General features: G+C 75.3%; 23 protein-coding genes. 16 read left to right on the forward strand and 7 right to left on the reverse strand.

Features of this window, described 5'->3' with window-relative positions; all coding sequences use genetic code 11:
* Window positions 1-98: 98 nt before the first annotated feature.
* From WHI96_RS04050 to WHI96_RS04070, 5 genes are all read right to left on the reverse strand, one after another.
* Window positions 99-851, reverse strand: coding sequence for an energy-coupling factor ABC transporter ATP-binding protein (locus WHI96_RS04050; protein WP_345647254.1), 753 nt, complete (start codon window positions 849-851; stop codon window positions 99-101).
* Window positions 848-1612, reverse strand: coding sequence for a cobalt ECF transporter T component CbiQ (gene cbiQ, locus WHI96_RS04055; protein ID WP_345647256.1), 765 nt, complete (start codon window positions 1610-1612; stop codon window positions 848-850). The genes WHI96_RS04050 and cbiQ overlap by 4 nt, the downstream gene beginning before the upstream one ends.
* Window positions 1612-1962, reverse strand: a complete 351-nt coding sequence (locus WHI96_RS04060) for a PDGLE domain-containing protein (RefSeq protein ID WP_345647259.1) — start codon at window positions 1960-1962, stop codon at window positions 1612-1614. Before WHI96_RS04060 ends, cbiQ begins: the two co-directional genes overlap by 1 nt.
* Window positions 1959-2672 carry an energy-coupling factor ABC transporter permease gene (locus tag WHI96_RS04065; RefSeq protein WP_345647262.1) on the reverse strand — a complete coding sequence of 238 codons (714 nt, stop codon included), beginning with the start codon at window positions 2670-2672 and terminating at the stop codon, window positions 1959-1961. The genes WHI96_RS04060 and WHI96_RS04065 overlap by 4 nt, the downstream gene beginning before the upstream one ends.
* Window positions 2673-2860: 188 nt before the next feature.
* Complete coding sequence (locus WHI96_RS04070) at window positions 2861-3742, reverse strand: glycosyltransferase family 2 protein (RefSeq protein ID WP_345647265.1); 882 nt, start codon at window positions 3740-3742, stop codon at window positions 2861-2863.
* Between the two features lie 559 nt (window positions 3743-4301).
* On the opposite strand from WHI96_RS04070, the gene WHI96_RS04075 reads away from it, so the two are divergent.
* From WHI96_RS04075 to WHI96_RS04095, 5 genes are all read left to right on the forward strand, one after another.
* Window positions 4302-5387 carry a glycosyltransferase family 2 protein gene (locus tag WHI96_RS04075; protein WP_349302343.1) on the forward strand — a complete coding sequence of 362 codons (1086 nt, stop codon included), beginning with the start codon at window positions 4302-4304 and terminating at the stop codon, window positions 5385-5387.
* Between the two features lie 99 nt (window positions 5388-5486).
* Complete coding sequence (locus tag WHI96_RS04080; protein WP_345650594.1) at window positions 5487-5864, forward strand: hypothetical protein; 378 nt, start codon at window positions 5487-5489, stop codon at window positions 5862-5864.
* A 13-nt stretch (window positions 5865-5877) separates the two neighbouring features.
* Window positions 5878-7434, forward strand: coding sequence for a lipopolysaccharide biosynthesis protein (locus tag WHI96_RS04085; RefSeq protein ID WP_345650597.1), 1557 nt, complete (start codon window positions 5878-5880; stop codon window positions 7432-7434).
* Window positions 7431-9500 carry a hypothetical protein gene (locus WHI96_RS04090; RefSeq protein ID WP_345650600.1) on the forward strand — a complete coding sequence of 690 codons (2070 nt, stop codon included), beginning with the start codon at window positions 7431-7433 and terminating at the stop codon, window positions 9498-9500. Before WHI96_RS04085 ends, WHI96_RS04090 begins: the two co-directional genes overlap by 4 nt.
* Window positions 9497-9820, forward strand: coding sequence for a hypothetical protein (locus tag WHI96_RS04095; protein ID WP_345650602.1), 324 nt, complete (start codon window positions 9497-9499; stop codon window positions 9818-9820). The genes WHI96_RS04090 and WHI96_RS04095 overlap by 4 nt, the downstream gene beginning before the upstream one ends.
* Window positions 9821-9885: 65 nt before the next feature.
* Here the strand turns inward: WHI96_RS04095 and WHI96_RS04100 are convergent, their stop codons facing one another.
* Window positions 9886-11358: an NAD-dependent succinate-semialdehyde dehydrogenase gene (locus WHI96_RS04100; protein WP_345650604.1), complete on the reverse strand. Its 1473-nt coding sequence runs from the start codon at window positions 11356-11358 to the stop codon at window positions 9886-9888.
* A 63-nt stretch (window positions 11359-11421) separates the two neighbouring features.
* On the opposite strand from WHI96_RS04100, the gene WHI96_RS04105 reads away from it, so the two are divergent.
* Both WHI96_RS04105 and WHI96_RS04110 read left to right on the forward strand, forming a co-directional pair.
* Window positions 11422-12621 (forward strand): acyl-CoA dehydrogenase family protein, encoded by a 1200-nt coding sequence (locus tag WHI96_RS04105; protein ID WP_345650856.1) that lies wholly within the window; start codon window positions 11422-11424, stop codon window positions 12619-12621.
* The gene (locus WHI96_RS04110) at window positions 12621-13682 is read left to right on the forward strand and encodes an acyl-CoA dehydrogenase family protein (protein WP_345650607.1); all 1062 of its coding nucleotides are present in this window, start codon (window positions 12621-12623) and stop codon (window positions 13680-13682) included. Before WHI96_RS04105 ends, WHI96_RS04110 begins: the two co-directional genes overlap by 1 nt.
* 77 nt (window positions 13683-13759) lie before the next feature.
* Here WHI96_RS04110 and WHI96_RS04115 read toward each other — a convergent pair whose 3' ends face one another.
* The gene (locus tag WHI96_RS04115; protein ID WP_345650609.1) at window positions 13760-14218 is read right to left on the reverse strand and encodes a pyridoxamine 5'-phosphate oxidase family protein; all 459 of its coding nucleotides are present in this window, start codon (window positions 14216-14218) and stop codon (window positions 13760-13762) included.
* A 62-nt stretch (window positions 14219-14280) separates the two neighbouring features.
* Between WHI96_RS04115 and WHI96_RS04120 the strand changes: the two genes are divergently transcribed.
* The 9 genes from WHI96_RS04120 to WHI96_RS04160 all read left to right on the forward strand — a co-directional run bounded on the left by WHI96_RS04120 (window position 14281) and on the right by WHI96_RS04160 (window position 23958).
* The gene (locus tag WHI96_RS04120) at window positions 14281-15447 is read left to right on the forward strand and encodes a type III PLP-dependent enzyme (protein ID WP_345650612.1); all 1167 of its coding nucleotides are present in this window, start codon (window positions 14281-14283) and stop codon (window positions 15445-15447) included.
* An 11-nt stretch (window positions 15448-15458) separates the two neighbouring features.
* Window positions 15459-16799: an adenosylmethionine decarboxylase gene (gene speD, locus WHI96_RS04125; RefSeq protein WP_345650614.1), complete on the forward strand. Its 1341-nt coding sequence runs from the start codon at window positions 15459-15461 to the stop codon at window positions 16797-16799.
* Window positions 16800-16968: 169 nt separating this feature from the next.
* Window positions 16969-17952, forward strand: a complete 984-nt coding sequence (locus WHI96_RS04130) for an SGNH/GDSL hydrolase family protein (protein ID WP_345650617.1) — start codon at window positions 16969-16971, stop codon at window positions 17950-17952.
* A gap of 41 nt (window positions 17953-17993) precedes the next feature.
* Window positions 17994-20330, forward strand: coding sequence for an FUSC family protein (locus WHI96_RS04135; protein ID WP_345650620.1), 2337 nt, complete (start codon window positions 17994-17996; stop codon window positions 20328-20330).
* Between the two features lie 9 nt (window positions 20331-20339).
* Window positions 20340-21080: an enoyl-CoA hydratase gene (locus WHI96_RS04140; RefSeq protein WP_345650623.1), complete on the forward strand. Its 741-nt coding sequence runs from the start codon at window positions 20340-20342 to the stop codon at window positions 21078-21080.
* Window positions 21081-21272: 192 nt separating this feature from the next.
* Window positions 21273-21782, forward strand: a complete 510-nt coding sequence (locus WHI96_RS04145) for a L,D-transpeptidase (RefSeq protein WP_345650626.1) — start codon at window positions 21273-21275, stop codon at window positions 21780-21782.
* A 73-nt stretch (window positions 21783-21855) separates the two neighbouring features.
* On the forward strand, window positions 21856-22197 hold the full coding sequence (locus WHI96_RS04150; RefSeq protein ID WP_425571674.1) for a BlaI/MecI/CopY family transcriptional regulator: 342 nt from the start codon (window positions 21856-21858) through the stop codon (window positions 22195-22197).
* A 79-nt stretch (window positions 22198-22276) separates the two neighbouring features.
* Window positions 22277-23182: a M56 family metallopeptidase gene (locus WHI96_RS04155; RefSeq protein WP_345650632.1), complete on the forward strand. Its 906-nt coding sequence runs from the start codon at window positions 22277-22279 to the stop codon at window positions 23180-23182.
* A complete protein-coding gene (locus WHI96_RS04160) occupies window positions 23179-23958 on the forward strand; it encodes a DUF6885 family protein (protein WP_345650635.1) in 780 nt (259 codons plus the stop codon). The genes WHI96_RS04155 and WHI96_RS04160 overlap by 4 nt, the downstream gene beginning before the upstream one ends.

Raw genomic sequence — 23958 nt, forward strand, 5'->3', positions numbered from 1 at the left:
CACGACCGACGCCGATGGAGCTCGTCGCCTCGGCGTCCCTGGCCGTGATCCTGCCGGCGGTGCTCGTGCTGCGCCGCAGGGTGGGCCGGGGCCACGAGTCACGGCCGGGCGAGCACGAAGCCGTACGGCAGCTCCAGGCGGTGCCGGGCGAGCAGCTCGGCGTCGGCCAGCAGGTCGCGGGTCGGCCCGTCGGCGACGACGGTCCCCCCGTCCAGCACGACGCTGCGCGGGCACAGCTGCAGCGCGTAGGGCAGGTCGTGGGTGACCATGAGCATGGTCCGGCCCAGCCCCAGCAGTACCTCGGCCAGCTCGCGGCGGGCCACCGGGTCCAGGTTCGACGACGGCTCGTCGAGCACCAGGATCTCCGGGTCGCACGCCAGCACCGTGGCCAGGGCGACCCGGCGGCGCTGTCCGCCGGACAGGTGCAGCGGGGACCGGTCGGCGGCGTCGGCCATCCCCACCGCGGCCAGGGCCTCGTCGACCCGCTCGCGCAGCGCGGGCCCGCGCAGCCCGAAGTTCGCCGGGCCGAACGCCACGTCCTCGGCGACGGTCGGCATGAACAGCTGGTCGTCGGGGTCCTGGAAGACGATCCCGACCCGGCGACGGATCTCGCGCAGGTGCCGCTTCTCCACCCGGAGCCCGCCGACCTCGACGGTGCCCGCCGCGCCGTCCCCGGTGCCGCCGAGGATCCCGTTGAGGTGCAGCACCAGGGTGGTCTTCCCGGCGCCGTTCGGGCCGAGCAGCGCGACCCGCTCGCCGGGGGCGATCGTCAGGTCGACGCCGAACAGCGCCTGGTGGCCGTCGGGATAGGCGAAGGCGAGGTCGGTCAGCCGCAGCGACGGCGGGCTCATGCGGCCACCCAGCCCGACCCGGCCAGCAGCACCGCGACCCCGGCCACGGTCAGCCCGGCCAGCCACTGCCGCGAAGTGGTCGCGACGTCGCCCGACGGCGGCATGGTGCCGGTCCAGCCGCGCGACAGCATCGCCAGGTGCACCCGCTCGCCGCGCTCGTAGGACCGCACGAACAGCGAGCCGATCCCGCGGGCGGTCGCCCCGGCCTGCCACAGGAACCGCGGGTCGTGGCCGCGGGAGATCCGGGACAGCCGCATCCGGCGGGCCTCGCCGGTGATCACGTCGGCGTAGCGCAGCATCAGGGTGGCGATGGTGGTGACGATCGCCGGGGCGTGCAGGCGCTGCAGACCGACGAGGAGGTCGCGCATCGGCGTCGTCGCGGCGAGGGTCAGCGAGGTCAGGACGCCCAGGGTGCCCTTGACGAGGATGTTCCACGCCCCGAGCAGCCCCGGCTGGGACAGCGTGAGGCCGAGCCAGTCCAGCGTCGGAGCCGGGCCGGTGAACGGCAGCAGCACCGCGAGCACCACGAACGGCAGCTCGATCACCGAGCGCCGCAGGATCCAGCCCGGGCGCACCCCGGCCAGGCCCCACACCGCGGCGAGCAGCAGCGCGAACCCGCCGAACACCGCGAACGCCTCGCGCGGGGTCGCGACCACGCAGACCACCACCAGCAGCGCCGAGACGACCTTCACCTCGGGTGGGAGCCGGTGGACGGGGGAGTCGCGGTGCAGGTACAGCGGGTGCGAGTGCCCGGCGCCCATCAGCCGTCCCGGCGGCGCAGCAGCAGGAACACCCCGCCCGCGACGACGACCGTCACCAGCACCCCGGCCACCCCGGCGACGCCGGTGGTGCCCTCGCCGCCCACGACCGAGTACCCGGCGAGCGGGCTCGACGCCATGGCGTGGTCGCTCTCGTGGGCCGCGATGCAGGTGCCCTCCAGCCGCTCCCCGCCGTCCGGGGTCGCGACGGCGGTGCAGCCGTCCCGGGCGACGGTGTCCAGGCCGTCGGGGTCGGGGGAGGCGAAGGAGGAGACCAGCCCGGCCACGACCAGGGACACGATCAGGAACCCGGCGAAGAACAGCAGCGGGCGACGGCGGTCGGTGGCGTTCATCGCGCACCCTCCTCGGAACTCGAGCGGCGGGCCAGCGGGCGCCCGGTGCCGCGCAGCAGGTACACCAGGTCCGGCCGGGCGGAGGCCACCGCGCCCACGGTGGCCGCGGTGATCACGCCCTCCCCGATGCCGATCAGCACGTGCAGCCCGCCCATCAGCACGAACACCGTGCCGAGGGTCGCGCCGCCGGCGCCGCCGATCGCGTACTCCAGGACGAAGCCCATCGCGGCGACGACGGTGTTGAGCAGGGCGGCGACGAAGGCGACGGCGACCAGCCCGCCGCGGGAACGCGCCGCGAACCGGCGCAGCGAGCGCGCCACCAGCCAGCCGACGACCACCCCGATCACGGCCATGTTCGTGATGTTGAGGCCCAGCGCGGTGATGCCGCCGTCGGCGAACAGCAGCGCCTGCACGACCAGCACGATCGAGATCGCGATCATGCCCACCCACGGGCCGACCAGGATCGCGACGAGCGCCCCGCCCAGCAGGTGCCCGCTGGCCCCGGGCAGGATCGGGAAGTTGATCATCTGGACGGCGAAGACGAACGCCGTGACCAGTCCGGCCATCGGCGCGGTGCGATCGTCGAGGTCCGCGCGGGCGCGCAGGACGGCGACCGTCAGCGCGATCACCGCGACGACGGCGAACAGCAGCGCCGTCGGGCCGTTCACCAGTCCGTCGCTCATGTGCATGGCGACCGCGTGCGTCTGCATCGCGCCCCCTCACCGGTCGTACCGGCCGCCACCCGGCCGGGTGAGGGAATTCAACGCGACGACAGTGCTGCCGCACAGACCTGGCAGTAGATAGACGACTGCATGTCCCGGATGTCCGGTATCGGCCTCGCCGATCGGAGAGTCCGGGATGCCGTCCGTCCGGGCGGCCCGCGGTCGGGCGCCCGCGGTCAGCGGGCGTCGGCCGCCGCGGCCTCGTCGCGCTCGGCGATCAGCTTGTCGTCCTTGCGAGCGGCGATCCGCGAGACCTTGAACAGCGCCTTGCGCCGGGCCCGGCCCAGCGGCAGGGCGAGCCGGCCGATCCGCACGTCGACCGGGCGGACGTCGAACACCCCGGAGTCGCCCAGCTCGTCGAACAGCAGCTGCTGCTCCTCGGAGATCTGCTGCTCGAACTCCGAGGAGACCGAGCCTCGGGCGATCCGGAACGCGGCCAGGGTCTCCGGCACGCCGAGGAAGTCGCCGTACTGGAGCAGGCGCATCCAGAGGTCGAGGTCCATGATGAAGCGCCGCTCCGGGCGCCACCCGCCCGCGGTGACGAACTGCTCGCGCCGGAACAGGACGTTGCCCGGCTCGCCGATCGGGTTCGCGCCGTTGCGGATGACCCGGCGCGCGACCTCGCTGCCCGAGTGCAGCCCGACCAGGCCGCCGCCGAGACCGCGGCGCGGGACGATGACCCTGCTCTGCTCGTCGATCATGTGCCGGCGCGAGGCCACCACCGCCAGCGACGGGTCGTCGCGCATCGGCGGCACCTGCAGCTCCAGGCAGCGCGGGTGCAGCAGGTCGTCGGCGCAGACCAGCTTCACCAGCGATGCACGGCACAGCTCGACGGCGCGGTTCCAGTTGTCGCCCTGCGGCAGGGTCGACCGGTTGCGCTCGACCCGGACCCGCGGATCGTGGAACGAGGTCGCGATCTCCCAGCTCGCGTCGGTGCTGCCGTTCTCCAGCACGACGAGCTCGAAGTCCCGCCAGGTCTGCTCCAGCACGCTGCGGATGGTCTCGGCGAGATAGGCCTCGCCGTTGTAGACCGGGATGCAGACGGACACGCTGGGCACAAAGCCGCCGGGCCTCATCGGGTACCTCGCAGGGGTGGAACGGATCGGACGAGCAGGCGGCGACCCACGCTACCCGCCCCGGTCGGCGGGCCGGACGGCGGCGCGGACGAGCGACGTCCGACCGGGACCATCGGGACGCAACGGGTACGTACCGCGATCGCGGGCCCGGGGGTACCGCCGTTCGCCGCCCGACGATCACCGCTCGTCGGCCGGGGCCCTGCAGGGCCGGTCCCGCGCCGCGGCGGCCCGGACGACGTCCGTAGTATCCGTCGTCGTGTTCGCGTGGTCGGTCCACGCCGTGGCGACGGAGCCCGGAGGCCTTGCGTCGTCCGGGCGACACCCGATGCGGTTCGGGTCACGTAACGCGACCGACGGCGCCGGAGATATGCCGGATGACCCCCGTTGTGGGGTAACGGATCCGGTCGAGGTCGGCATCGTCGTCACGACTGGACACGCACTGCTCGCCAACCGCGCGCCAGGACCGATCGATTCGGGGGAGAGACCGGTGAACAAGCGCCCTGACCACGGACCACGTCGTCCGAACCAACCGAGGGTGTCGGTGATCGTGCCGACCCGCAACGAGGCACGGAACCTCGAGGTGGTCCTGCCGGCCGTCGCGGCCGTGCGTCCCGCCGTGTACGAGGTGATCGTCGTCGACGGCGACTCCAAGGACGGCACCGTCGAGACCGCACGCCGTGTCCTGCCCGGCGTCCGGATCGTCCGCCAGACCCGCAAGGGCAAGGGCAACGCGATGGCCTGCGGGTTCGCCGCGGCCACCGGCGACGCCATCGTCATGTTCGACGCGGACGGCTCGGCCGACCCGCAGGAGATCCCGCGCTTCGTCGCCGCGCTCGTCGAGGGCGCCGACTTCGCGAAGGGCAGCCGGTTCACCAAGGGGGGCGGCAGCGACGACATCACGTTGCTCCGCAAGGGTGGCAACGCCGGTCTGAACCTGATCGCGAACACGCTGTTCGGGACCCGCTACAGCGACCTCTGCTACGGCTACAACGCCTTCTGGGCCGACATCCTGCCGCTGCTGGAGCTGCCCGCGGTCGACATGCCGCCGCACCCGGACGGCGGGATGTACTGGGGCGACGGGTTCGAGATCGAGACGGTTCTGAACTGCCGCGTCGCCGCCGCCGCTCTGTCGATCACCGAGGTCCCCTCGGTGGAGAAGGAGCGGATGTTCGGCGAGACGAACCTGCGCACCTTCGCCGACGGCACCCGCGTCCTGCGGACCCTCGCCGCCGAGCGGCGTCGTGCCGGTCGCGACGACCGGCCCGCCGCGACCGGCACGGCCGTCCCCGGCCCCGCCGCGGTCGTCCCGCCCGCCGGGCACCCGGCGGTGCCCGCCACCCCGGCCACGGCTCCGGTGCCGCCTGCGGTGCCGGACCGTGCCGTCCCGGCGGCGCAGCCGCAGCGCCCGGCCCCGCGGCCGCACGCCGACGCCCCGGCCCCGCAGCGCCCGCAGCAGCCGTCGCGTCCGGCCCCGCAGCCCCAGCCCGGTGCGGGCCGGCCCGCCCCGCAGCAGCCGGTCCCGTCACCGGTCGCCCGCGAGCAGCGCCCCGTCGGCGCCGAGCGCGACGGGTCCGCCCGTCCCGAGCGGACCGGTGTGCGGTACGCATGGGGGGAAGAGGCGTCCTGAGCGCCCGGGACCGGATCGGGCCGGTCCGTGTCCCACCGGCCCACGCCCCACGAGGGGCGTGGCGCCGGGAGAACCACCAGTGAAGAGGAGTGAGCCGCGGTGGGCGTGCAGTCCGCAGCAGAGCTGACCCGCGCGAGGACCGCGCGGCGGTACGTGGCGATCCTGCTCGTCGCCGCCGGCGTCATCGCCTGCGGACTGAGCATCGCCGGGGTCAGCGGGGGCGCACTGGGCGAGTTCCGGCTGCTGGTCACCATCGGCTTCCTGCTGCTCGGTCCCGGCTGGGCCGCCGCGGGCTTCCTGCGCCGCGCGCCCGCCGCGCACGTCTGGCTGCTGACTCTGGGGGTCGGTACCGCCGTCACCCTGATCGGCGGCCAGCTCATGGTCAGCCTGGGGCTCTGGTACCCGAGCGTCGCCCTGTTCGTCGTCACACTCCTGTCGGTCCCGTTCCTGCTGCGCCACGCCGTGGTGGCCCAGTGAGCGGGACCTCCCGGTGAGGCCGGTCGGGCCGGCGCGTCCCCGCCCCGCCGCGGGCACGCCCGGTCCCGGCCCCCTCCCCGGACCGCAGGCGACGGGCGTCGACCCGGACGCCCCGACGCAGCGTCTCGCCATCGCCCACGCCCGGGCGCACTCGCGCCGCAACGCCGAGCAGCACACCGAGTACCTGCCGCCGTTGGTCGGGCTGCGCGGGCCCGGCGAGAACCCGCCGACCCCGCCGCCCACCCCACCGCCCGGACCGGGCGGCGGAGACGGCGGCGGTGGGGACGGTGAGCAGGTCCCGGACCGCAACGGCGGCGTCGGCGACGGCATCGCCCTGACCCTGTGCTCGGGCTTCGGCTCGGTCGCCGGGCTGCTCGGCGTCCTGATCGCGACCCGGATCATGCCGCAGGCCGAGGTCGGCCGGGCCTCGGAGTTCGTGTCGGCCTTCCAGCTGATCGGCGGCGTCGCCCAGCTCAACCTGGGGCTGGCGCTGCTGCGCTGGCTCCCCGGGGCCGGCCGGAAGTCGGTCCGGCTCACGTTCGGCTCGCTGCTGCTGATCATGCCGCTGTCCGGGCTGATCGGCCTGGTCTACGGCACGCTCGTGCCCCGGGTCGCGGAGGCCGCGGGTGGCGGCTCGTTCGGCTGGGGACTGGTCGTCCTGGTCCTGACCTGCGCCGGCTGGTGCGTGTTCGTCGTCCACGACTTCGTCATGGTCGCCATCGGGCGGCCGTGGGTGGCGGTGTGGCGCAACGGCACCTTCGCGGTGACCCGGATCGTGCTGCTGCTGGCGCTGGGCAGCACGCTCGCGTCCGAGGCGCTGGTGCTGTCCTGGGCGATCCCGGTCGTGCTGTGGATCGCCGCGGGCACCGTGCTGCTGTGGTTCATGGTGCGGCGCTTCGCCCGCGCCGGTGGGCCGGGCACGCTGCCGTCGCGCCCGGAGATGATCGCGTTCCTGGCGCCGACCGCGCTGGCGCAGTGCGGCAACGCGCTGCTCTACAACCAGGTCCCGCTGTTCGCGAACTTCCGGATGGGCAACGAGATCGGCGCGGTCTTCTTCATCTGCTGGCAGGCGGTGACCGTCATCGACCTGGCCGCGACGTTCTTCACCAACTCGCTGACCGTGCAGACCGCCCGGGAGCCGCACCGCGCCGAGGAGTTCGCCCGCGTCGCCCGGCGCCGGATGCTCCTGCTGTTCGTCCCGGCGCTCGGGCTGGGCGCGGCACTGGGCTACCCCGTGCTGTCGCTGCTCGGTGAGGGCTACGCGCCGGGCGCCCCGGCGCTGGCCGTGCTCATGGGCGGCCTGTTCTTCCGGCTGATCGTCGTGTTCGAGCTCGCCCGCCGCCAGGCCGACGGCGACGGGATGGGCTACGCGAAGATCCAGCTGCTCAACACCGGCCTGGTCGTGGTCTTCGCCGGTCTGGTCCCGCTGCCGGACCCCGGAACCGCATCGGTCAGCATGACCATGCTGCCGGTCGTCCTCGGCTACGTCGGCGCGCAGATCCTCTGCGCGCTGGCACTCAGATTCGTCCCGGCGTGGAACCGCCGGAGCACACCGGAGGTGAAGTCGTGACGTCGGAGACCCGCCGGACGGGCGGCCCCGACCCGTCCACCCGCGGCCACCGCGGCGAGGAGCCCGCCGTCGCGCGGACCCGCGTCGCGGAAGAGAGCGCGAGCGAGCGGACCCAGTTCGTCACGCCACCGGGCCCGGACTCGCCGACCATGGCCGTCCGCGGCCCGGTCCCGCGTCCGCCCGGTGACGGCCCGCCGCCGCCCCCGCCGCCCGCACCCGAGACCGCCGAGCCGCTGTCCCCGCTGTGGGTCTGGGGCGCCCCGGTCCTGGCCGTGCTCGCGGTGCTGCTGCTGCCTGTCGCCGCCGCGACGACCGACCTGTCCGACCTGGGCGGCTGGGGCCTGGCCCCGGCGCTGAGCCCGTTCGCGTGGCTGGCGCTGCTGCTCGCGATCGGCGCCTGCCTGGTCGAGCTCTGGTCGCGCCGCCCGCGCATCCCGATGCTGGGTGCCGCGACGGGGGTGCTGCTGCTGTGCTCCACCGGTCTGCCCTCGGTCGTGCAGCCCCAGGCCCGGTTCACCACCGCCTGGCTGATCTCCGGTTTCGTCGACGCGGTCTCCGCCAACAACGGCGTCCCGCCCACCGGCGTGGACGCGCGGTTCTACTGGCCCGCGTTCTTCGCCCAGTGGGCGTGGATCCGCGACGCCGCCGGCGCCGACCAGCTCGACACGATCCTGCGCTGGTACCCGCCCGCGGTCACCGCGGTGTGGGCGATCGGCGTCTACGCCCTGGCCCGTTCGATGCTCGGGGGCACCCGTGCGCCGTGGGTGGCGGCCTGGCTGTTCATCGGCCTGAACTGGATCGAGCAGGACTACTTCTCCCCGCAGGCGACCGCGATCGTGCTGCTGCTGACGGTGCTGACCTTCGCGCTGGGCCCGCTGGCGACCCGCCGCGTCGACAACGCCGGGGTCCCGGGCTGGCCCCGGGCGCACCGCGGGGCGCCACCGCTGCCCCGGTGGCGGCGCTGGCTGGTGTCGGCGCTGACCCCGCCGAACACACCGACGCTGCCCGCCCGGCAGCTGCTGCTGATCTACTTCTGCGCGGCGCTGTGCGTCATCGCCGTCGCCCCGGCCCACCAGCTGACCCCGTTCGCGATCATCGGCCAGCTGGCCGTGCTGGCGGTCGTGGGCCGGTTCCGCGGCCGGGGGCTGGTGGTCGTCGCGATCGCGGCGGTGACGGTGTTCGTGCTGATCGGCGCCCGCGACTTCTGGATGAACCAGATCAGCATGATCATCGGTAGTGGCGACGACGGCAGCGCGCTGCAGGCCGGTGTCGCCGACCGCTTCCAGGGCGACACGGGCCAGCTGGTCGGCAAGGGGTTCCGGGTCGCGATGACCGGCCTGACCTACGTCCTCGGCTTCGCCGGGGCCTGGGTCTACTGGCGCCGCCGCCGCGACCTCGTACCGATCCTGCTGGCGATCATCCCGATGGGGATGGCGGTCGTGCAGAGCTACGGCGGCGAGCTGCTCCTGCGCGTGCTGCTCTACGGTCTGCCGATCCTGTCGATCCTGGCCGTCGACGCGCTGCGGGCCTTCGCCCGCGTCGACCGCAAGCGCGAACGGCTGCTCGCGGTGGGGATGGTGGTCGTCTTCGGTCTGCTGATCTTCATCCGCGGCGGCAACGAGGCCTACACCGACGTCACCACCGAGGACGTCCAGATGACCCGCAAGGCCTACGCCGAGGCGCCGCCCGGGGCGACGGTGCAGCCGTTGTCCACGGTCGGGCCGTACGCCCTGGAGGGCGTCGGCGAGAACAACAACATGGCCTCGGGCGGTCAGGGCTGCGCGGTCCTCGCCGCGGACCCGTTCCGCTGCATCGACCAGGTCCAGCCGCAGACGCTCCTGTTCTACCCGGCGATCGAGAAGCAGGGCGTCGTGCTGAACGACCGTGAGCCGGGCTGGACGATCGAGATCCGCAACCAGCTCATCGCGTCGGGCCAGTACCGCGCGACCTACGAGAGCGGCTTCGACGCCATCCTGGTGCGCAACGAGCCGCCCCCGGCGCCGGGCGTCCCGGCACCGGCGACGGCTCCGGCCCCGGCGGCCGGCGGGGAGGTGCCGAACCCGTGAACGGATTCCTCCTGACCTGGCTCGCCTTCGGCCTGATGCTGGCGGCGTTCGCCGCCCGCGCCTGGGTGGTGGAGACCAGCCGGGGCCGGCTGGTCACCAGCGGGTCCGCGCAGCGCGGGCTCACCGCGGCAGCCGTCGCCTCGGTGGCGCTGGTGGTCGTGATGCTGACCCTCAACGGCGGCGTCGAGCTGGTCGAGCTCGTCTCGGGGGGCCGGGCCGACGTGACCCAGCCCGCCGAGCCGCTGCCCGGGCAGGACCCGGCGGTACCGATCCAGCCGCAGGCCCCGGCCCCGGCGGCACCCGCGGCCCCGGCCGACTGACCGACCCGCGACACACGAGGGCCCCGACGCCGTACGGCGCCGGGGCCCTCGGTCGTGCGTGGGGGTCAGCCGCTGTAGCCGATGGCCACGTACTTGGTCTCGAGGAACTCGTCGATGCCGACGTCGCCGCCCTCGCGGCCCAGCCCGGACTCCTTGACCCCGCCGAACGGGGCGGCCGGGTTCGACACCAGACCGGTGTTGAGCCCGATCATGCCGCTCTCGAGGTTCTCGGCGATGTGCAGCGCCCGGTTCAGGTCCCGCGTGTACACGTAGTTGACCAGGCCGAACTCGGTCGCGTTGGCCGCGGCCAGCGCGTCGTCGGCGCTGTCGACGACGGTGATCGGCGCGACCGGGCCGAAGATCTCCTCATGGTTGAGCCGGGAGTTCACCGGAACGTCGGTGAGCACGGTCGGCGGGTAGAAGTAGCCCGGTCCGTCCTGGGCCTTCCCGCCGATCGCGACCGAGGCGCCGGCGGCGACGGCGTCGGCGACCAGGTCGGCGACCTTGTCCAGGCCCTTGGCGTCGATCAGCGGGCCGACGTTCACGCCCTCCTCGGTGCCGCGGCCGACCGTGAGCGCGCCCATCCGCTCGGCGAGCTTCGCGGTGAACTCCTCGGCGACGCCGCGCTGCACGTAGAACCGGTTCGCGGCGGTGCAGGCCTCGCCCATGTTCCGCATCTTGGCGATCATGGCGCCCTCGACGGCGGAGTCGACGTCGGCGTCGTCGAGCACGATGAACGAGGCGTTGCCCCCCAGCTCCAGCGACGAGCGCATGACCTTGTCCGAGGCCTGGGACAGCAGCAGTTTCCCGACCGGGGTGGACCCGGTGAACGACATCTTGCGGGCGCGGCCGTCGCGCAGGATCGGCTCCATCACCGCGCCGGCGTCGGTGGCGTTGATGACGTTCAGGGCGCCGTCGGGCAGGCCGGCGTCGGCCAGCACCTGCGCGAACGCGAGCATCGTCAGCGGCGTCTGCGGTGCGGGCTTGATCACCGACGCGCAGCCGGCGGCGACCGCCGGGGCGATCTTGCGGGTGCCCATGGCCAGCGGGAAGTTCCACGGGGTCACGAACACGCAGACCCCGACGGGCTGGCGGATGGTGAGGAAGCGGGTCTGGCCGTTCGGGGCGACCTGGTAGCCGCCGTCGATGCGCACGGCCTCCTCGGAGAACCAGCGCAGGAACTCCGAGGCGTAGACGACCTCGCCCTTGGCCTCGGCGAAGGGCTTGCCCATCTCCAGGGTCATGAGCAGGGCCAGGTCGTCGATCCGCTCGTGGAGCAGGTCGTAGGCGCGCCGCAGGATCTCGCTGCGCTCCCGCGGCGGCATCGCGGCGATCGTGGGCTGGGCGGCGTGCGCGGCGGCGAGGGCGTCCATGCCGTCGGCGGGCGAGGCGTCGGCGACCTCGGTCAGCACCTCTCCGGTGGCCGGGTCCTCCACCTTCGCGGTCGCGCCGTTCTCCGCCTGCCGCCACCGGCCGCCGATGAACAGGCCGGTGGGGACGGCATCCAGCACCCTGCGCTCGTCAGCATTGGTGGTCATGCCCGGAACGTACCCCGGTGAGTCGGCCCGTAGACACCGCGGCGCCGGCGGGGCTGGGTCATGATGACGCCCGTGGCAGCGACATCGACACCGGTAGCGGCCCTGCCCGAGCTCGTGCCCGACCCGGTCGAGCTCCCCGCCGGGCTGGCGGACCTGCGGGCCGAGGTCCGGTCCTTCCTCGACGACGAGCGCGGCGCCGCCCGCTGGACCCCGCGCGCGGACGTGTGGCTCTCCGGCTGGGACGAGTCGTTCTCCCGCAGGCTGGGGGAGCGTGGCTGGCTCGGGATGACCATCCCCACCGGGTACGGCGGGCACGGCCGGACCGCGCTGGAGCGCTACGTCGTCACCGAGGAACTGCTCGCCGCGGGCGCCCCGGTGGCCGCGCACTGGATCGCCGACCGCCAGATCGGGCCGTCGCTGCTGCGCCACGGCACCGAGGAGCAGCGTCGCGCGTTCCTGCCCGGGATCGCCCGCGGCGAGGTGTACTTCGGCATCGGGATGTCCGAACCGGACTCCGGCTCCGACCTGGCGTCGGTGCGGACCCGGGCGACCCGCGTCGACGGCGGGTGGCGGCTGTCGGGCACCAAGGTGTGGACCTCCGGGGCGCACCACGCGCATGCGTTCTTCGCGCTGGTGCGCACCGAACCGCGCGACGACGCGCACCGGCACGCGGGGCTGTCCCAGTTCCTGGTGGAGCTGGACTCGCCCGGGGTGGAGATCCGCCCGATCCCGTTGCTCACCGGGGCGCACCACTTCAACGAGGTCCGCTTCGACGACGTGTTCATCCCCGACGCGCGGGTCTTCGGCGAGCCGGGCAACGGCTGGGCCCAGGTCACCGGCGAGCTCGCGTTCGAGCGCTCCGGACCGGAGCGGTTCCTGTCGACGTACCCGCTGCTGGCGTCGCTGGTCGGCGAGCTCGTCGGGGCGGGCGGCGCCGACGCCGGCACCCGTCGTCGCGTGGGGTCGCTGGTGTCGCGGCTGTGGACGCTGCGGGCGATGTCGCTGGCCGTGGCCGGGGCGCTGGAGTCCGGCCGGGCCCCCGAGCTGGCCGCGGCCCTGGTCAAGGACCTCGGTACCCGCTACGAGAACGAGATCGTCGACGCCGCCCGGCTCCTGGTCGACATCCCGCCGGACCCCGGCGCGGAGTCCGGGTTCGCCCGGCTGCTCGCCGACGCCGTACTGCACGCGCCCGGGTTCACCCTGCGTGGCGGCACCAACGAGGTCCTGCGCGGCATCGTCGCGCGGGGGATGGGACTGCGCTGATGGCCCGCAACACCGACCTCGCCGACCTGGCCGCCTCGATCCTCGCCGCCGGGTCCGACGACCGCGAGGGCACCGGCCTGGACGCCGCGGCCTGGACGGCGTGCGCCGGGGCCGGGCTGACCTCGCTGACCGACCCGGACACCGGCGGCACCCTCGACGACGCCGCCGTGCTGCTGGAGGTCGCCGGCGCCGACGCGGCCCGCCTGCCGCTGGCCGAGACCGATCTGCTCGCCGGGTGGCTGGCCCGCGCCGCCGGGCTCGCCGTGCCGGACGGACCGCTCGCCGCCGTCGTCACCGACGCGACCGGCGGGGACCGCCCCGCCGGGACCGCCGGGGGCACGGTGACCGGCAGCGGCGGCACCGGCGGCACGGTGTCGGCGGCCCTGGCCCGGGTGCCGTGGGGGCGTTCGCTCGCCGCGGTCGTCGTCCTCGACGGCGACCGGGTGCTCGTACTCGACGCGCGCGCGGCGGAGGTCACCGAGGGCGCCAACCTCGCCGAGGAGCCCCGCGACGGCCTCACCCTCGACGCGGTCACGCCGCTCGCCACCGGCACCGCCCCCGCCGGGGCGGCTGCGGAGCTGACCCTGCGGGCGGCGCTGGCGCGGTCGCTGCTGCTCGCCGGCGCGGCCCGCGGCGCACTGGCCCGCTCGGTGGCCTACGCCGGGGAGCGCACCCAGTTCGGTCGTCCCATCGGCCGCTTCCAGGCCGTGCAGCAGATGCTCGCCGAGGCGGGCGCCGAGGTCGCGGCCGCCTCCGCCTCCTCCGCCGCCGCGACCTCGACCGCGCGGCGCGCGGGGTTCGGTGCCCCGGAGACCGCGTTCGCCGTCGCCGCGGCGAAGGCCCGCTGCTCGGAGGCGGCGACGGCCGTCGCGCGGATCGCCCACCAGGTGCACGGGGCGATCGGGTTCACCCGCGAGCACGCGTTGCGGCTGGTCACGACCCGGCTCTGGGCCTGGCGCGACGAGGACGGCGACGAGGCGTACTGGAACGACCGGGTCGGGGCGGCCGCGCTGGACGCGGGCGCCGACGGGCTCTGGCCCCTGGTGACCGGGCGGCCCTGACCCGGCCCGAACCCGGTGATCGTCACGGGTGAGGGGTTCGGTGCCGGATCCGGCACCGGACCCCTCACGCCCGGCGATCACATCTTCCGGAAGTCCCAGCTGGTGATCTTCTCCGGGCGCAGCCGCAGCCACGCGTGCCGTCCGTCGATCACGACCTGGTCGCCGGTGTAGCGCGCGGCGAAGGCCTGCTCGACCCGCTCCAGCTCCGGGTTCGGCTCGCCGGTGCGGGGCACCTCCCCGACGACCTCGACGGAGCCGCGCAGCTCGACCCCGCGCAGCTCGGCGTAGTCGTGCCCGGCGTCGACGACGACGGCGATCCGCGGGTCGCGCCGCAGGTCCGCCCAGCGCTGCGAGCGCGAGAGCGAGGTCAGCCAGAGCGCCTCGCCGTCCCACAGGTACCAGAGGGGGGTGGCGTGCGGGCCGTTCACGCCGTTGGTCGCGACCCGGCAGGTGCGCTCGGCGTCGAGGAAGGCGGTGACCTCCTCCGAGGTCATCGCGATCTTCCGGCCGCGGCGCTGCGGCTTCGGTGCGGTCATCGTCCGAACCTAGATCAGACCCCGGCCGGTGCGGGTGGGTCGCCCGGGGAGAGCATCACCACGTGCCCGACCTGAGCCCCGGCCTGGAGCAGCTGCTCGCCACCGACCGTCCCACGCCGTACCTGGCGCTGGACCCGTCCGTCGCCGCGGAGCGGTACCGCGCGCTGGCCGCGGCGTTCGGCGACGCCCGCATCCTCTACGCCGTCAAGGCCTGCCCGGAGCCCGCCGTGCTGCGCGCCCTCGTCGCGGCCGGGGCCGGGTTCGACGTCGCCTCCCAGGCCGAGATCGACCTGTGCCTGGCCGCCGGGGCGGACCCGGCGGCGCTGCAGCACGGGAACCCGGTGCGCGGCCCCGGTGCGGCCGCCCGGGCCGCCCGCGACGGCGTCACCCGGTTCGTCACCGACAGTGCCGAGGACGTCGACGCCCTCGCCACCGAGGTCCCCGGCGCCCGGGTGCAGGTCCGGCTCTCGGTCGACGACACCGGCTCGGCGACGCCGTTCCACGGCAAGTTCGGGGCGCCGCCCGACGCCGCCGTCGCGCTGCTGCACCGGGTCGCGGACCGCGGCCTCGTCGCGGCCGGGGTCACCTTCCACGCGGGGTCCCAGCAGACCCGCCCCGCCACCTACGCCGGGGCAGTCGCGCTCGCGCTGGGGGCCGCCGGGCGGGCCGGGCTGCGCCGCCCCGAGCTCGACCTGGGCGGCGGCTGGCCGGTGGCCTACCGCGCCGCCGTCGCCCCCGCGCAGGACTACGCCGCGGCCGTGCGCACGGCGGTGGCCACGGCCGTCGACGCCGGGCACGTGGACGGCGCGACGCTGCTGCTGGAGCCGGGCCGCGCGCTGGTCGCCCCGGCCGGGGTGCTGCGTGCCCGGGTGCTGCGCGTGTCCCGCCGCCCGGGCGTCGACCACCGCCGCTGGGTCTACCTCGACGTCGGCCGCTACCAGGGCCTCGCCGAGACCGAGGGTGAGGCGATCGCCTACCCGCTGCGCGTGCCCGGGCGCACCGGCCCGTGCGGACCGGTCGTCGTCGCGGGCCCCACCTGCGACGGCGACGACGTCGTCTACCGCCGCACCCCGGTGGCGCTGCCGCTGGACCTGGCCGCGGGCGACGTCGTCGACCTGCTCGGGGCCGGCGCCTACACCTCGAGCTACGCCTCGGTCGGGTTCAACGGGTTCGGCCCGCCGGCGGTGATCGTCGCGGGGGAGGGGGCGTCGCTCCCACATCCCGGTTAACGTGTCCGGACGTGTCATCCTCCACCTCGCCGATCATGTCCGTGCCCGCCGCCGCGGCCGGAGAGCTGCATCCGGCCGTCGGGCTCGGGACGGGCGCACCCGCGCTGCCCAGCACGTCGTCACCGGTCGGCAGGCACGTCCTGGCCGAGCTCGGCGGCATCGCCCCCGAGATCCTCGACGACGGCGACCGCCTGCGCCGCGACCTGACCGCCGCGCTGACCGAGGCCGGGGCCCAGGTCCGCCAGGTGGTCGTCGAGCGGTTCGAGCCGCAGGGGGCGACCGTCGTCGCGGTCCTGGCCGAGTCGCACGCCTCGATCCACACCTGGCCCGAGCACGGCGGCATGCACGTCGACGTGTTCACCTGCGGCGAGAGCGCCGACCCGGTCGACGCCGTGCGCCGCCTCGCCGACCGCGTCGGCGCGACCGACACCGCACTGCAGGTCGTCGACCGCGGCGGCGCCCCACGCACCGTCACCGAGCCCATCTCGCCCGGCCTGACCCGGCGCTGGGACCTCGGCCGCGTCCACCACGTCGCGCACACCGGGTTCCAGCACGTCGTCGTCGCCGACACCGCGCACGGCGTCACCCTCTTCTGCGACGACGAGCGCCAGTCCACCGAGCACACCCAGCTCACCTACCACGAGGCGCTGGTGTGGCCGGGTGCGCTGCTGGCCCGCGAGCTGGACCGGGTGCTGGTCGTCGGCTCCTCGGAGGGCGTCGCGTCGGAGATGGCGGTCGCGGCCGGTGCGAGCCGGGTCGACCACGTCGACATCGACGCCGAGGCCGTCCGGATCTGCGCCGAGCACCTGCCCTACGGCTACACCCCCGAGTCCCTCGCCGCGGCCGAGCGCGGCGACGGCCCGGTGCACCTGACCTACGGCGACGGGCGGCAGTTCGTCCTGGACTCCGGCGAGCACTGGGACCTGGTGGTCGTCGACCTGCCCGACGAGCGCCCCGACGAGCCCGACGCCCAGATCAACCGGCTCTACGAGGAGGAGTTCGTCCGCGCCTGCGCGCAGCGGCTCACCCCCGGCGGGGTCCTGGTGTTCCAGGCGGGCAGCCCGGCGGTGTGGCGGGACGCGACGCTGCGCTCGGCCTGGCAGCGCTTCGCCGCGGTGTTCGGCGAGACCGGCGGGCGCGGGGTCTACATCGGCTGCGAGGAGCACGAGTGGGCCTTCCTCGCGGGCGTCCGCGAGCCGATGGACGATCCCGGCGCGGTCGCCGCCGGCCGGCTCGCGTCGATGCCGTCGCAGCCGGAGCTGTGGGACGCGACCGCGCTGCGGCACCGTCTGGTGGCGCCGCCGTCGCTGCGCAGGCTCACCGACCGAGCGAGCCCGGCCCACGGTGCGTGACGGGCCGGGTCGCACCCGGCCCGTCACGTGCGCCGAACGGGGCGTAACCGGCCGGCGACGATGATCGTTGGTCGGTCAGGACCGGCGTGCCCGCGCCGGCACCGTCCGACCGGAGGTCCGAGAGCCCGTGCGCCGTCCCCGTCCGTCCCGGTGGCTCGCCGTGGCGACCATGACCCTGCTGAGCTCGGCGGGGATGAGCGCCCTCGCGCCCGCGCAGGCGGAGGCGCCGACCACGTTCGCCGAGACCACGCTGTCGGCGCGCAACCTCGACACCGCCCCGGTCGGGCGCTTCGTCGCCCTGGGCGACTCCTACGCCGCGGGCCCGCTGGTCCCGGTGCAGCAGGGCACGCCGTCCGGGTGCCTGCGCTCCAACCAGAACTACCCGTCGGTGCTCGCCCGCTCGGCGGGCATCGGCCGTTTCACCGACGTGTCCTGCAGCGGCGCGACGACCGAGGACATGACGGCCCCCCAGCAGGTGCAGGCCGGCCCGAACCCGCCGCAGCTCGACGCCCTCGACGGCTCCGAATCGCTGGTCACCCTGACCGTCGGCGGCAACGACATCGGCTTCTCCGGGATCATCACCGAGTGCGTGCGCCGCTCCTCGGCCAACCTGTTCGGCGCGGCCTGCAAGGACTTCTACACCGCGGGCGGCACCGATCAGCTCGCCGAGCGGATCGACGGCACCGAGTCGAAGGTCTCGGACGTGCTGGCGAAGGTCCGCGACCGGTCGCCTGCCGCGCGGGTCGCCGTCGTCGGGTACCCGTCGATCCTCCCGGACACCGGTCCCGGCTGCTACCCGGTCATCCCGTTCAGCCCGGGCGACACCGCCTACCTGCGCGAGACCGAGAAGAAGCTCAACGCGATGCTGGCCGACGCCGCCCGCGACGCCGGTGTCGACTACGTCGACACCTACACCCCGACCATCGGCCACGACGCCTGCACGCTGCCCGGCGTGAAGTGGGTCGAGGGCCTGGTCCCGACCTCGCCCGCCGCGCCGGTGCACCCCAACGCCCAGGGCATGCGCGCCATGGCCGCGGCCGCCGGTGACGTGCTCGGCATCCGGGTCGCCCGGCCCACCTCGCAGCCGATCCCGGGGGCGACCAACCCGGTGCCGACCGGGTCGCTCCCGCCGCAGGCCCGCACCACCAACTGAGGTAGGGACCTCCGGACCACGGTGCGTGTCAGACTCGCACCGTGACGGGGACGGTCGAGCGGGGACGACGCCTGCCGGTGCCGGCCCGGTGGGGCGAGCTGCGGACGTGGGTGGCCGCGGTCGACCCGGGCCACACCCGGCTGCACCTGGCCTCGGTCGCGACGGCGGCGATGCTGCTGGCCGCGGTCGCCGCGAACGTGCTGCGTGCCCTGACCGGGCAGCCGGTCACGATCGTGCTGTTCTCCGTGGTGCTGGCGATGATCAGCAACCTGGCGGTGAACGAGAACGACCTGCGACGGCGGCGGGTCACCACCGCCCTGATGGTCCTGCCCGCCGCGGCGTCGGCGACGCTGTCCGCGCTGCTGGCGACGAACCGGGTCGCGGCCGACGTCGTGTTCGTCGTGGTCATGATGGTCGCCGTCGCGGTCCGGCGGTACGGGCCGCGCGGGGTCGCGCTCGGCATGGCGGCGTTCATGCCGTTCTTCTTCGTGCAGTTCCTGCACGCCGGCACCGGCGAGCTGCCGTTCCTGCTGGCCGGGGTGGTGATCGGCATCGGCAGCACCTTCCTGCTGCGCTGCCTGGTGTTCACCCGCCGCTCCGAGGCCGTGCTGGACGCGCTGTTCCGCGCGTTCGAGGCGCGGCTGCACGCGCTGCTGCTCACCGCCGTCGAGGCGGTGGAGACCACCGCCGGTGAGCCCGACCTCGACCCGCTGGTGCGCGCCCAGGCCCGGCTCAACGAGACCGCGCTGCTGGTGGCCGACCGGCTCGACGACACCGACGACGACACCGACGACGGCCCCGGCGCCGCGGCCGGTCCCGTCGCGGGCCTGCGGCAGTGGATCATCGACTCCGAGCTGGCGGCCGAACGGGTCGCCATGTCGGTCCGCCGGTCGGTCGAGCACCACGACCCGATCCCCGACGACGACCGCGCCCGGCTGGCCGAGGGGCTGCGGGCCCTCGCCGCGGCCACCGCCGTCGGGACGCCCGGCGCGATCGCCGCCCGCCTCTACGACGGCGCACGGTCCGCCGTCGCCGACGTCGTGGACCGGCCTGCCGGGGTCGGGCCCGCCGCGCGCGAGCAGCGGATCGGGTTCGCCGTCGTCCGGCTCGCCGACGCGATGCAGACCACCGTCGAGCAGGCCCGGCTGCGGATCGCCGAGCACCACGACACCGACCGGGAGACCGCGGGCGGCGACCCCGTCCCGTCCGCCGACACCACCGGGGGGACCCCGGCGGGCCGGGACCGGTTCGGCGGGCTCGCGCTGCACACCCGCCAGGCCGTGCAGGTCGGGGTCGCCACCAGCCTCGCGATCGTCGTCGGCGAGCTGATCTCCCCGGCCCGCTGGTACTGGGCGGTGATCGCCGCGTTCGTGGTGTTCGCCGGCACCGCCAGCCGCGGCGACGTCCTGAGCCGCGGCTGGGCCCGCGCGGTGGGCACCGCGGGCGGTGTCGTGGCCGGGATGCTGCTGGCGCTGCTGGTGGGCGGCGACGTCGTGGCCAGCCTCGCGCTGCTGTTCGTCTGCGTGTTCCTCGCCCTGTACCTGGTCCGGATCTCGCAGGCGATGATGGCGTTCTGGATCACCGCGGTGCTGGCGCTGCTCTACGGTGTGATCGGCCAGTTCAGCGTGCAGACCCTGGTGCTGCGGGTCGAGGAGACCGTCGTCGGCGGCGCGCTGGGCATGCTCGCCGCCTACCTGATCCTGCCCACCCGCTCGCGCACGGCCTTCGCCGAGGCCCTCGACGACGCCCTCACCGCCGTCGACGTCTCCCTGCGCACCTCGGTCGACGCGGCGCTGGGCCGCCCCGGCGCCGGTGACCCGCTGGAGAAGGCCCGCGCCGTCGACACCGCGGTGGCCACCGTGCGGACCCGTGCGGTGCCGCTGCAGCACCCCGTCGCCCGCAGGCCGCTGCGCCGCGGGGTGCACCACACCGTGCGGGTCGTCGGCGCCGTCGACCACTACACCCGCCAGCTCGCCGCGCAGGCCGCGACCGCGTCGGTGCCCGGCTGGGCCGCGACCCTGGAGCCCGCGGCCGCACGGGTCCGTGCCGACCTCGACGGCCTGCGCCGCATCCTCGACGACGGCTGGGGCCCCGCCGACCGGCGCGAGCACCCAAGTGGCGCGGGCCCCGCCGACTACGGCGTCGGCTCCGCGGAGGAGCTGCTCGACGCCGCCGAGGCGGACGCGGCGTCGCGGTCCGCCGCCGCTGCCGGAGCCGGGACCGAGCGGACGCGCCGGCTGGCCGCGGCGCGGCTGCTGCGCCGGATCGACCAGCTCGCCGTCGGGCTGGCCCGGGAGCTGTGCGGCCGGACCTGGAGCGAGCCCGCGCCCGCCGGGCGCGGCGCCGGTCACGCGGACGGGTCCGGTGCCGCGGGTTAGGGTCCGCCCGTGATCTCCGTGAGCACCCACGACGACGTCGGTCTGATCGAGCTGAACCGCCCCGAGCGCCGCAACGCCCTGGACATCGCGACCTGCCGGCAGCTGGTCGACGCCGCCGCCGAGGTCCGCGCGGCCGGCGCGCGGGCGGTCGTCGTCGCCGGGAACGGGCCGGCGTTCTGCTCCGGCGCCGACTTCGGCGAGGTCTACACCGACGAGTTCCTCGACGCGCTCTACGCCGGGCTGCACGCGGTCGCCGACCTGCCGATGCCGACCGTCGCCGCGGTGACTGGGCCCGCGATCGGCGGCGGGCTGCAGCTGGCCCTGGCCTGCGACCTCCGGGTCGCCGCCCCGGAGGCGGTGTTCGGGCTGCCGACCGCGCGGCTCGGGCTGGCCGTGGACCCGTGGACGATCGAGCGCCTCGTGCAGATCGCCGGCGGCGGCACGGCCCGTAGCCTGCTGCTGGCCTGCGCCACCGTCGACGCCACCACCGCGCACGCCCGTGGCCTCGCCGACACCCTCGGTGACCGCGACGCCGCGTTCGCCCTGGCCCGCGACATCGCCACCATGGCGCCGCTGACCCTGGCCTACAACAAGCGTTCGGTGGACGCGTTCGGCCGCGGCGGGCACCCCGACCCGGCCGTCGTCGACGGGCTCACCGCGGAGTTCCGCGGCTGCTGGGCCGCCGAGGACATCGCCGAGGGCCGCGCCGCCCGGATCGAGAAGCGCACGCCGGTGTTCCGCGGCCGCTGACCGGAGGTACTGGACGCCGCAACGACCGTCCGGCGCACCCTGCCAACCGCCGATCGGACGTATGAGGGTGGCCCGTTCAGGTCAAGATCATGTCGGGCTACCGTCCGGAACCGACCGGCTGCGCAGCGCGTCCGGTCGGTCCGGGCGGGCCGAGGACGTCGAGCCCGCCGGGCCCGGCGGAGGAGCGGACGGATGCGCGCACGGGGACGGAGCCGGACCGCCGGGCTCCTCGCGGCGGGCGTCGCGCTGACCGGCGCCCTGACCGCCGGGCTCGTGGCGGGTCCCGCCCTGGCCGAGCCGTCCGAGCAGCCCGCCCCCACCGACCGGCAGGTCGCCACCGGCGAGCTCGTCCCGGGCACTCCGTGCACGTCCTCGGCGCGGGCCTGCGTGGACCTGGAGAGCCGCTCCACCTGGCTGGTCGACGCCGGTCACGTCGTCGCCGGGCCGGTCGCGATGCGTCCCGGCGACCCCGAGGCCCCCACGCCGACCGGCACCTTCGCCGTGCAGTGGAAGGCCGAGCAGTGGACCAGCCGGGAACGGCTGACCCGGATGCCGTGGTCGGTGTTCTTCGCCCAGGGCGGGATCGCCTTCCACCAGGGCGACCTCGCCACCCCCTCGGCCGGCTGCGTCAAGCTCACCGATGCCGATGCGCGCCAGTGGTTCGGCTACCTCCAGGTCGGCGACCAGGTGCAGGTCCACTGACGACGCGTCCGGTGTGAGCCATCTCCCGTGGGGTTTCTACGCGAGGTAGAATGGTTCGCGTAGGATGGCCTTCGTGACGAGTCTGGGCGAGTTGGAGCGGGCGGTCATGAACGTCCTCTGGGAGACCGACCGGGACATGACCGCCCGTGAGGTGCAGGACCAGCTCTCCGACCGCGACCTGGCCACGACGACCGTGCTCACCGTCCTCGGGCGCCTCGAGCGTAAGCAGTTGGTCCAGCGCATCCGCGACGGACGCGCCCACCACTACCGCCCGGTGGCCAGCCGGGAGGACCACGTGGCCGAGCTGATGACCGACGCGCTCGACGACGCGTCCGACCGGGGCGCCGCCCTCGCACGGTTCCTCGGCTCGATGTCGGAGGAGGAGCGGTCCCGGTTGCGTGACCTGCTCGGCTGAGCGCCGGACGGTCGACGACCCTGTCCGGTCGCGGGGGTAATGCGGCGCCGAGCCGCGCTCTCCGCGACGATGTGACGCGATGCAGCTGACCGCGCTCGGACTCGGACTGCTCGGCGTACTGCTCGCCGAGCCGGTCAGCCGTGCGCTGGCGCGGGCGAGCTGGCCCGGCCGCGACCCCGTCGGCGCATTGCTGCTGTGGCAGGCCGTCGGGCTCGGCGGCGGGATCTCGCTGTTCGGCGCGGGGCTGGCCTACGGGCTCTCCCCGATGGGGCACAGCCTGCCGTCGGCGGCCGCCGCGCTGGCGGCGTCGGTGTCGGCGGGGGAGTGGCCGGACCGGATGGACCCGCTGCACGTCGGGGCGCTGCTGATCGCGGTCGGGGTGCTGGTGCGACTGCTGTCGGTCCTGGTGATCACCACCGTGCGGACGCTGCGCGCCCGCCGCCGCCACCGCGACCTGCTCGACGTGCTCGCCACGCCCTGGCCCTACGCCTCCGGTACCCGCGTCCTGGACCACCCCGCCCCCGTCGCGTACTGCCTGCCCGGGCGCAGCTCCCGGCTGGTGGTGTCGGCCGGGGTACTGGAGGCGCTCGACACCGCCGGTGTCGTCGCCGTCCTCGCGCACGAGCGGGCGCACCTGCGCGAACGACACGACCTGGTCGTGCTGCCCTTCGTGGCGTGGGGGGCGACGGCGCCGTTCGTGCGCGGCATGGTGCACGCCCAGCTCGCGGTGGCCCGGCTGATCGAGATGCGGGCGGACGACGTCGCCCGCAGGCTGTGCGACCCCACCGAGCTGGCGACCGCGCTCAAGGCCATCGGCGGGTCCGCGCCGGCGGCGGCGCTGTCGTCGTTCACCGACGCGCTGGAGGCCCGCATCGACCGGGTCACCGCGCCGCCCGTCCCGCTGCCGCGCGTCGTGCACGGGCTGATCCGGCTGGTCGCGGTCGCGCTGGTCGCGGTACCGGTGTGGCTGCTGGTCGCCCCGTGAGCACCCCGGCGCCCGCCCTGGTCGATGCGTTCCCCGGGGCGGAGCCGCTGCTGCGGGTCCACGCTGCGTCGCTGCCCCAGCCCGACCAGCTGGCCGGTCCGTTCGTCGCCCGGCTGCTCGTGGCCGCGCTCTCGCCGCTGCCGGCACCGACCGTGGCCGCCTTCGCCCACGCGGCGGGCACCCGCGTGCGGGCCGGCGACGACATGTCGTCGCGGCCGCCCGGTGCGCCGGCGGACGCCGACTACCTGCGGGGCCTGCCGGTCGCCGCGGACGACGAGCGGGCGGGCACCCCGGTCGCCGGTCTCGGACGCGCGGTCGAGGAGTTCTCCGGGGAGTCGCTCGCGGCGGTCCCGGCGGCCGGGGACTGGACCGGCGACCGGCTCGGGGAGCTGCTCGGTGCGGTCACCGGCGACGGCCCGATCGGGTTCCTGGTGTCGCTCTCGACCGGTGAGCTGGGCGCCGCGGGCACCCCGGTCGCCGATCTCGACGCCGGGGCGCGGCCGGGGCCGGACTGGTCGACCGCGCACGTCGTCGCGCTGTGGGGGCGCCGGGACGGGCCGGGCGGGCCGCTGCTCGCCGTCGCCGACACCTACCCGCAGCTCGGCTCGCCGGACCTCGGGCCGGGACTGCACCTGCAGCCCGCCGATCGGGTCGCGGCCGCGCTGGGCCACGGCGGCGGCCTGGTCCTGGTCGGGCCGGACCGGCGCCGCGACGCGCTGACCGCGGCCGTCGTGGCCGCCGGGCTGTCCCCGCGCTGGTGGGAGGACCCGGCCTGA

Source organism: Pseudonocardia tropica (assembly GCF_040105315.1).
In the GTDB taxonomy this organism is placed as follows: domain Bacteria; phylum Actinomycetota; class Actinomycetes; order Mycobacteriales; family Pseudonocardiaceae; genus Pseudonocardia; species Pseudonocardia alni.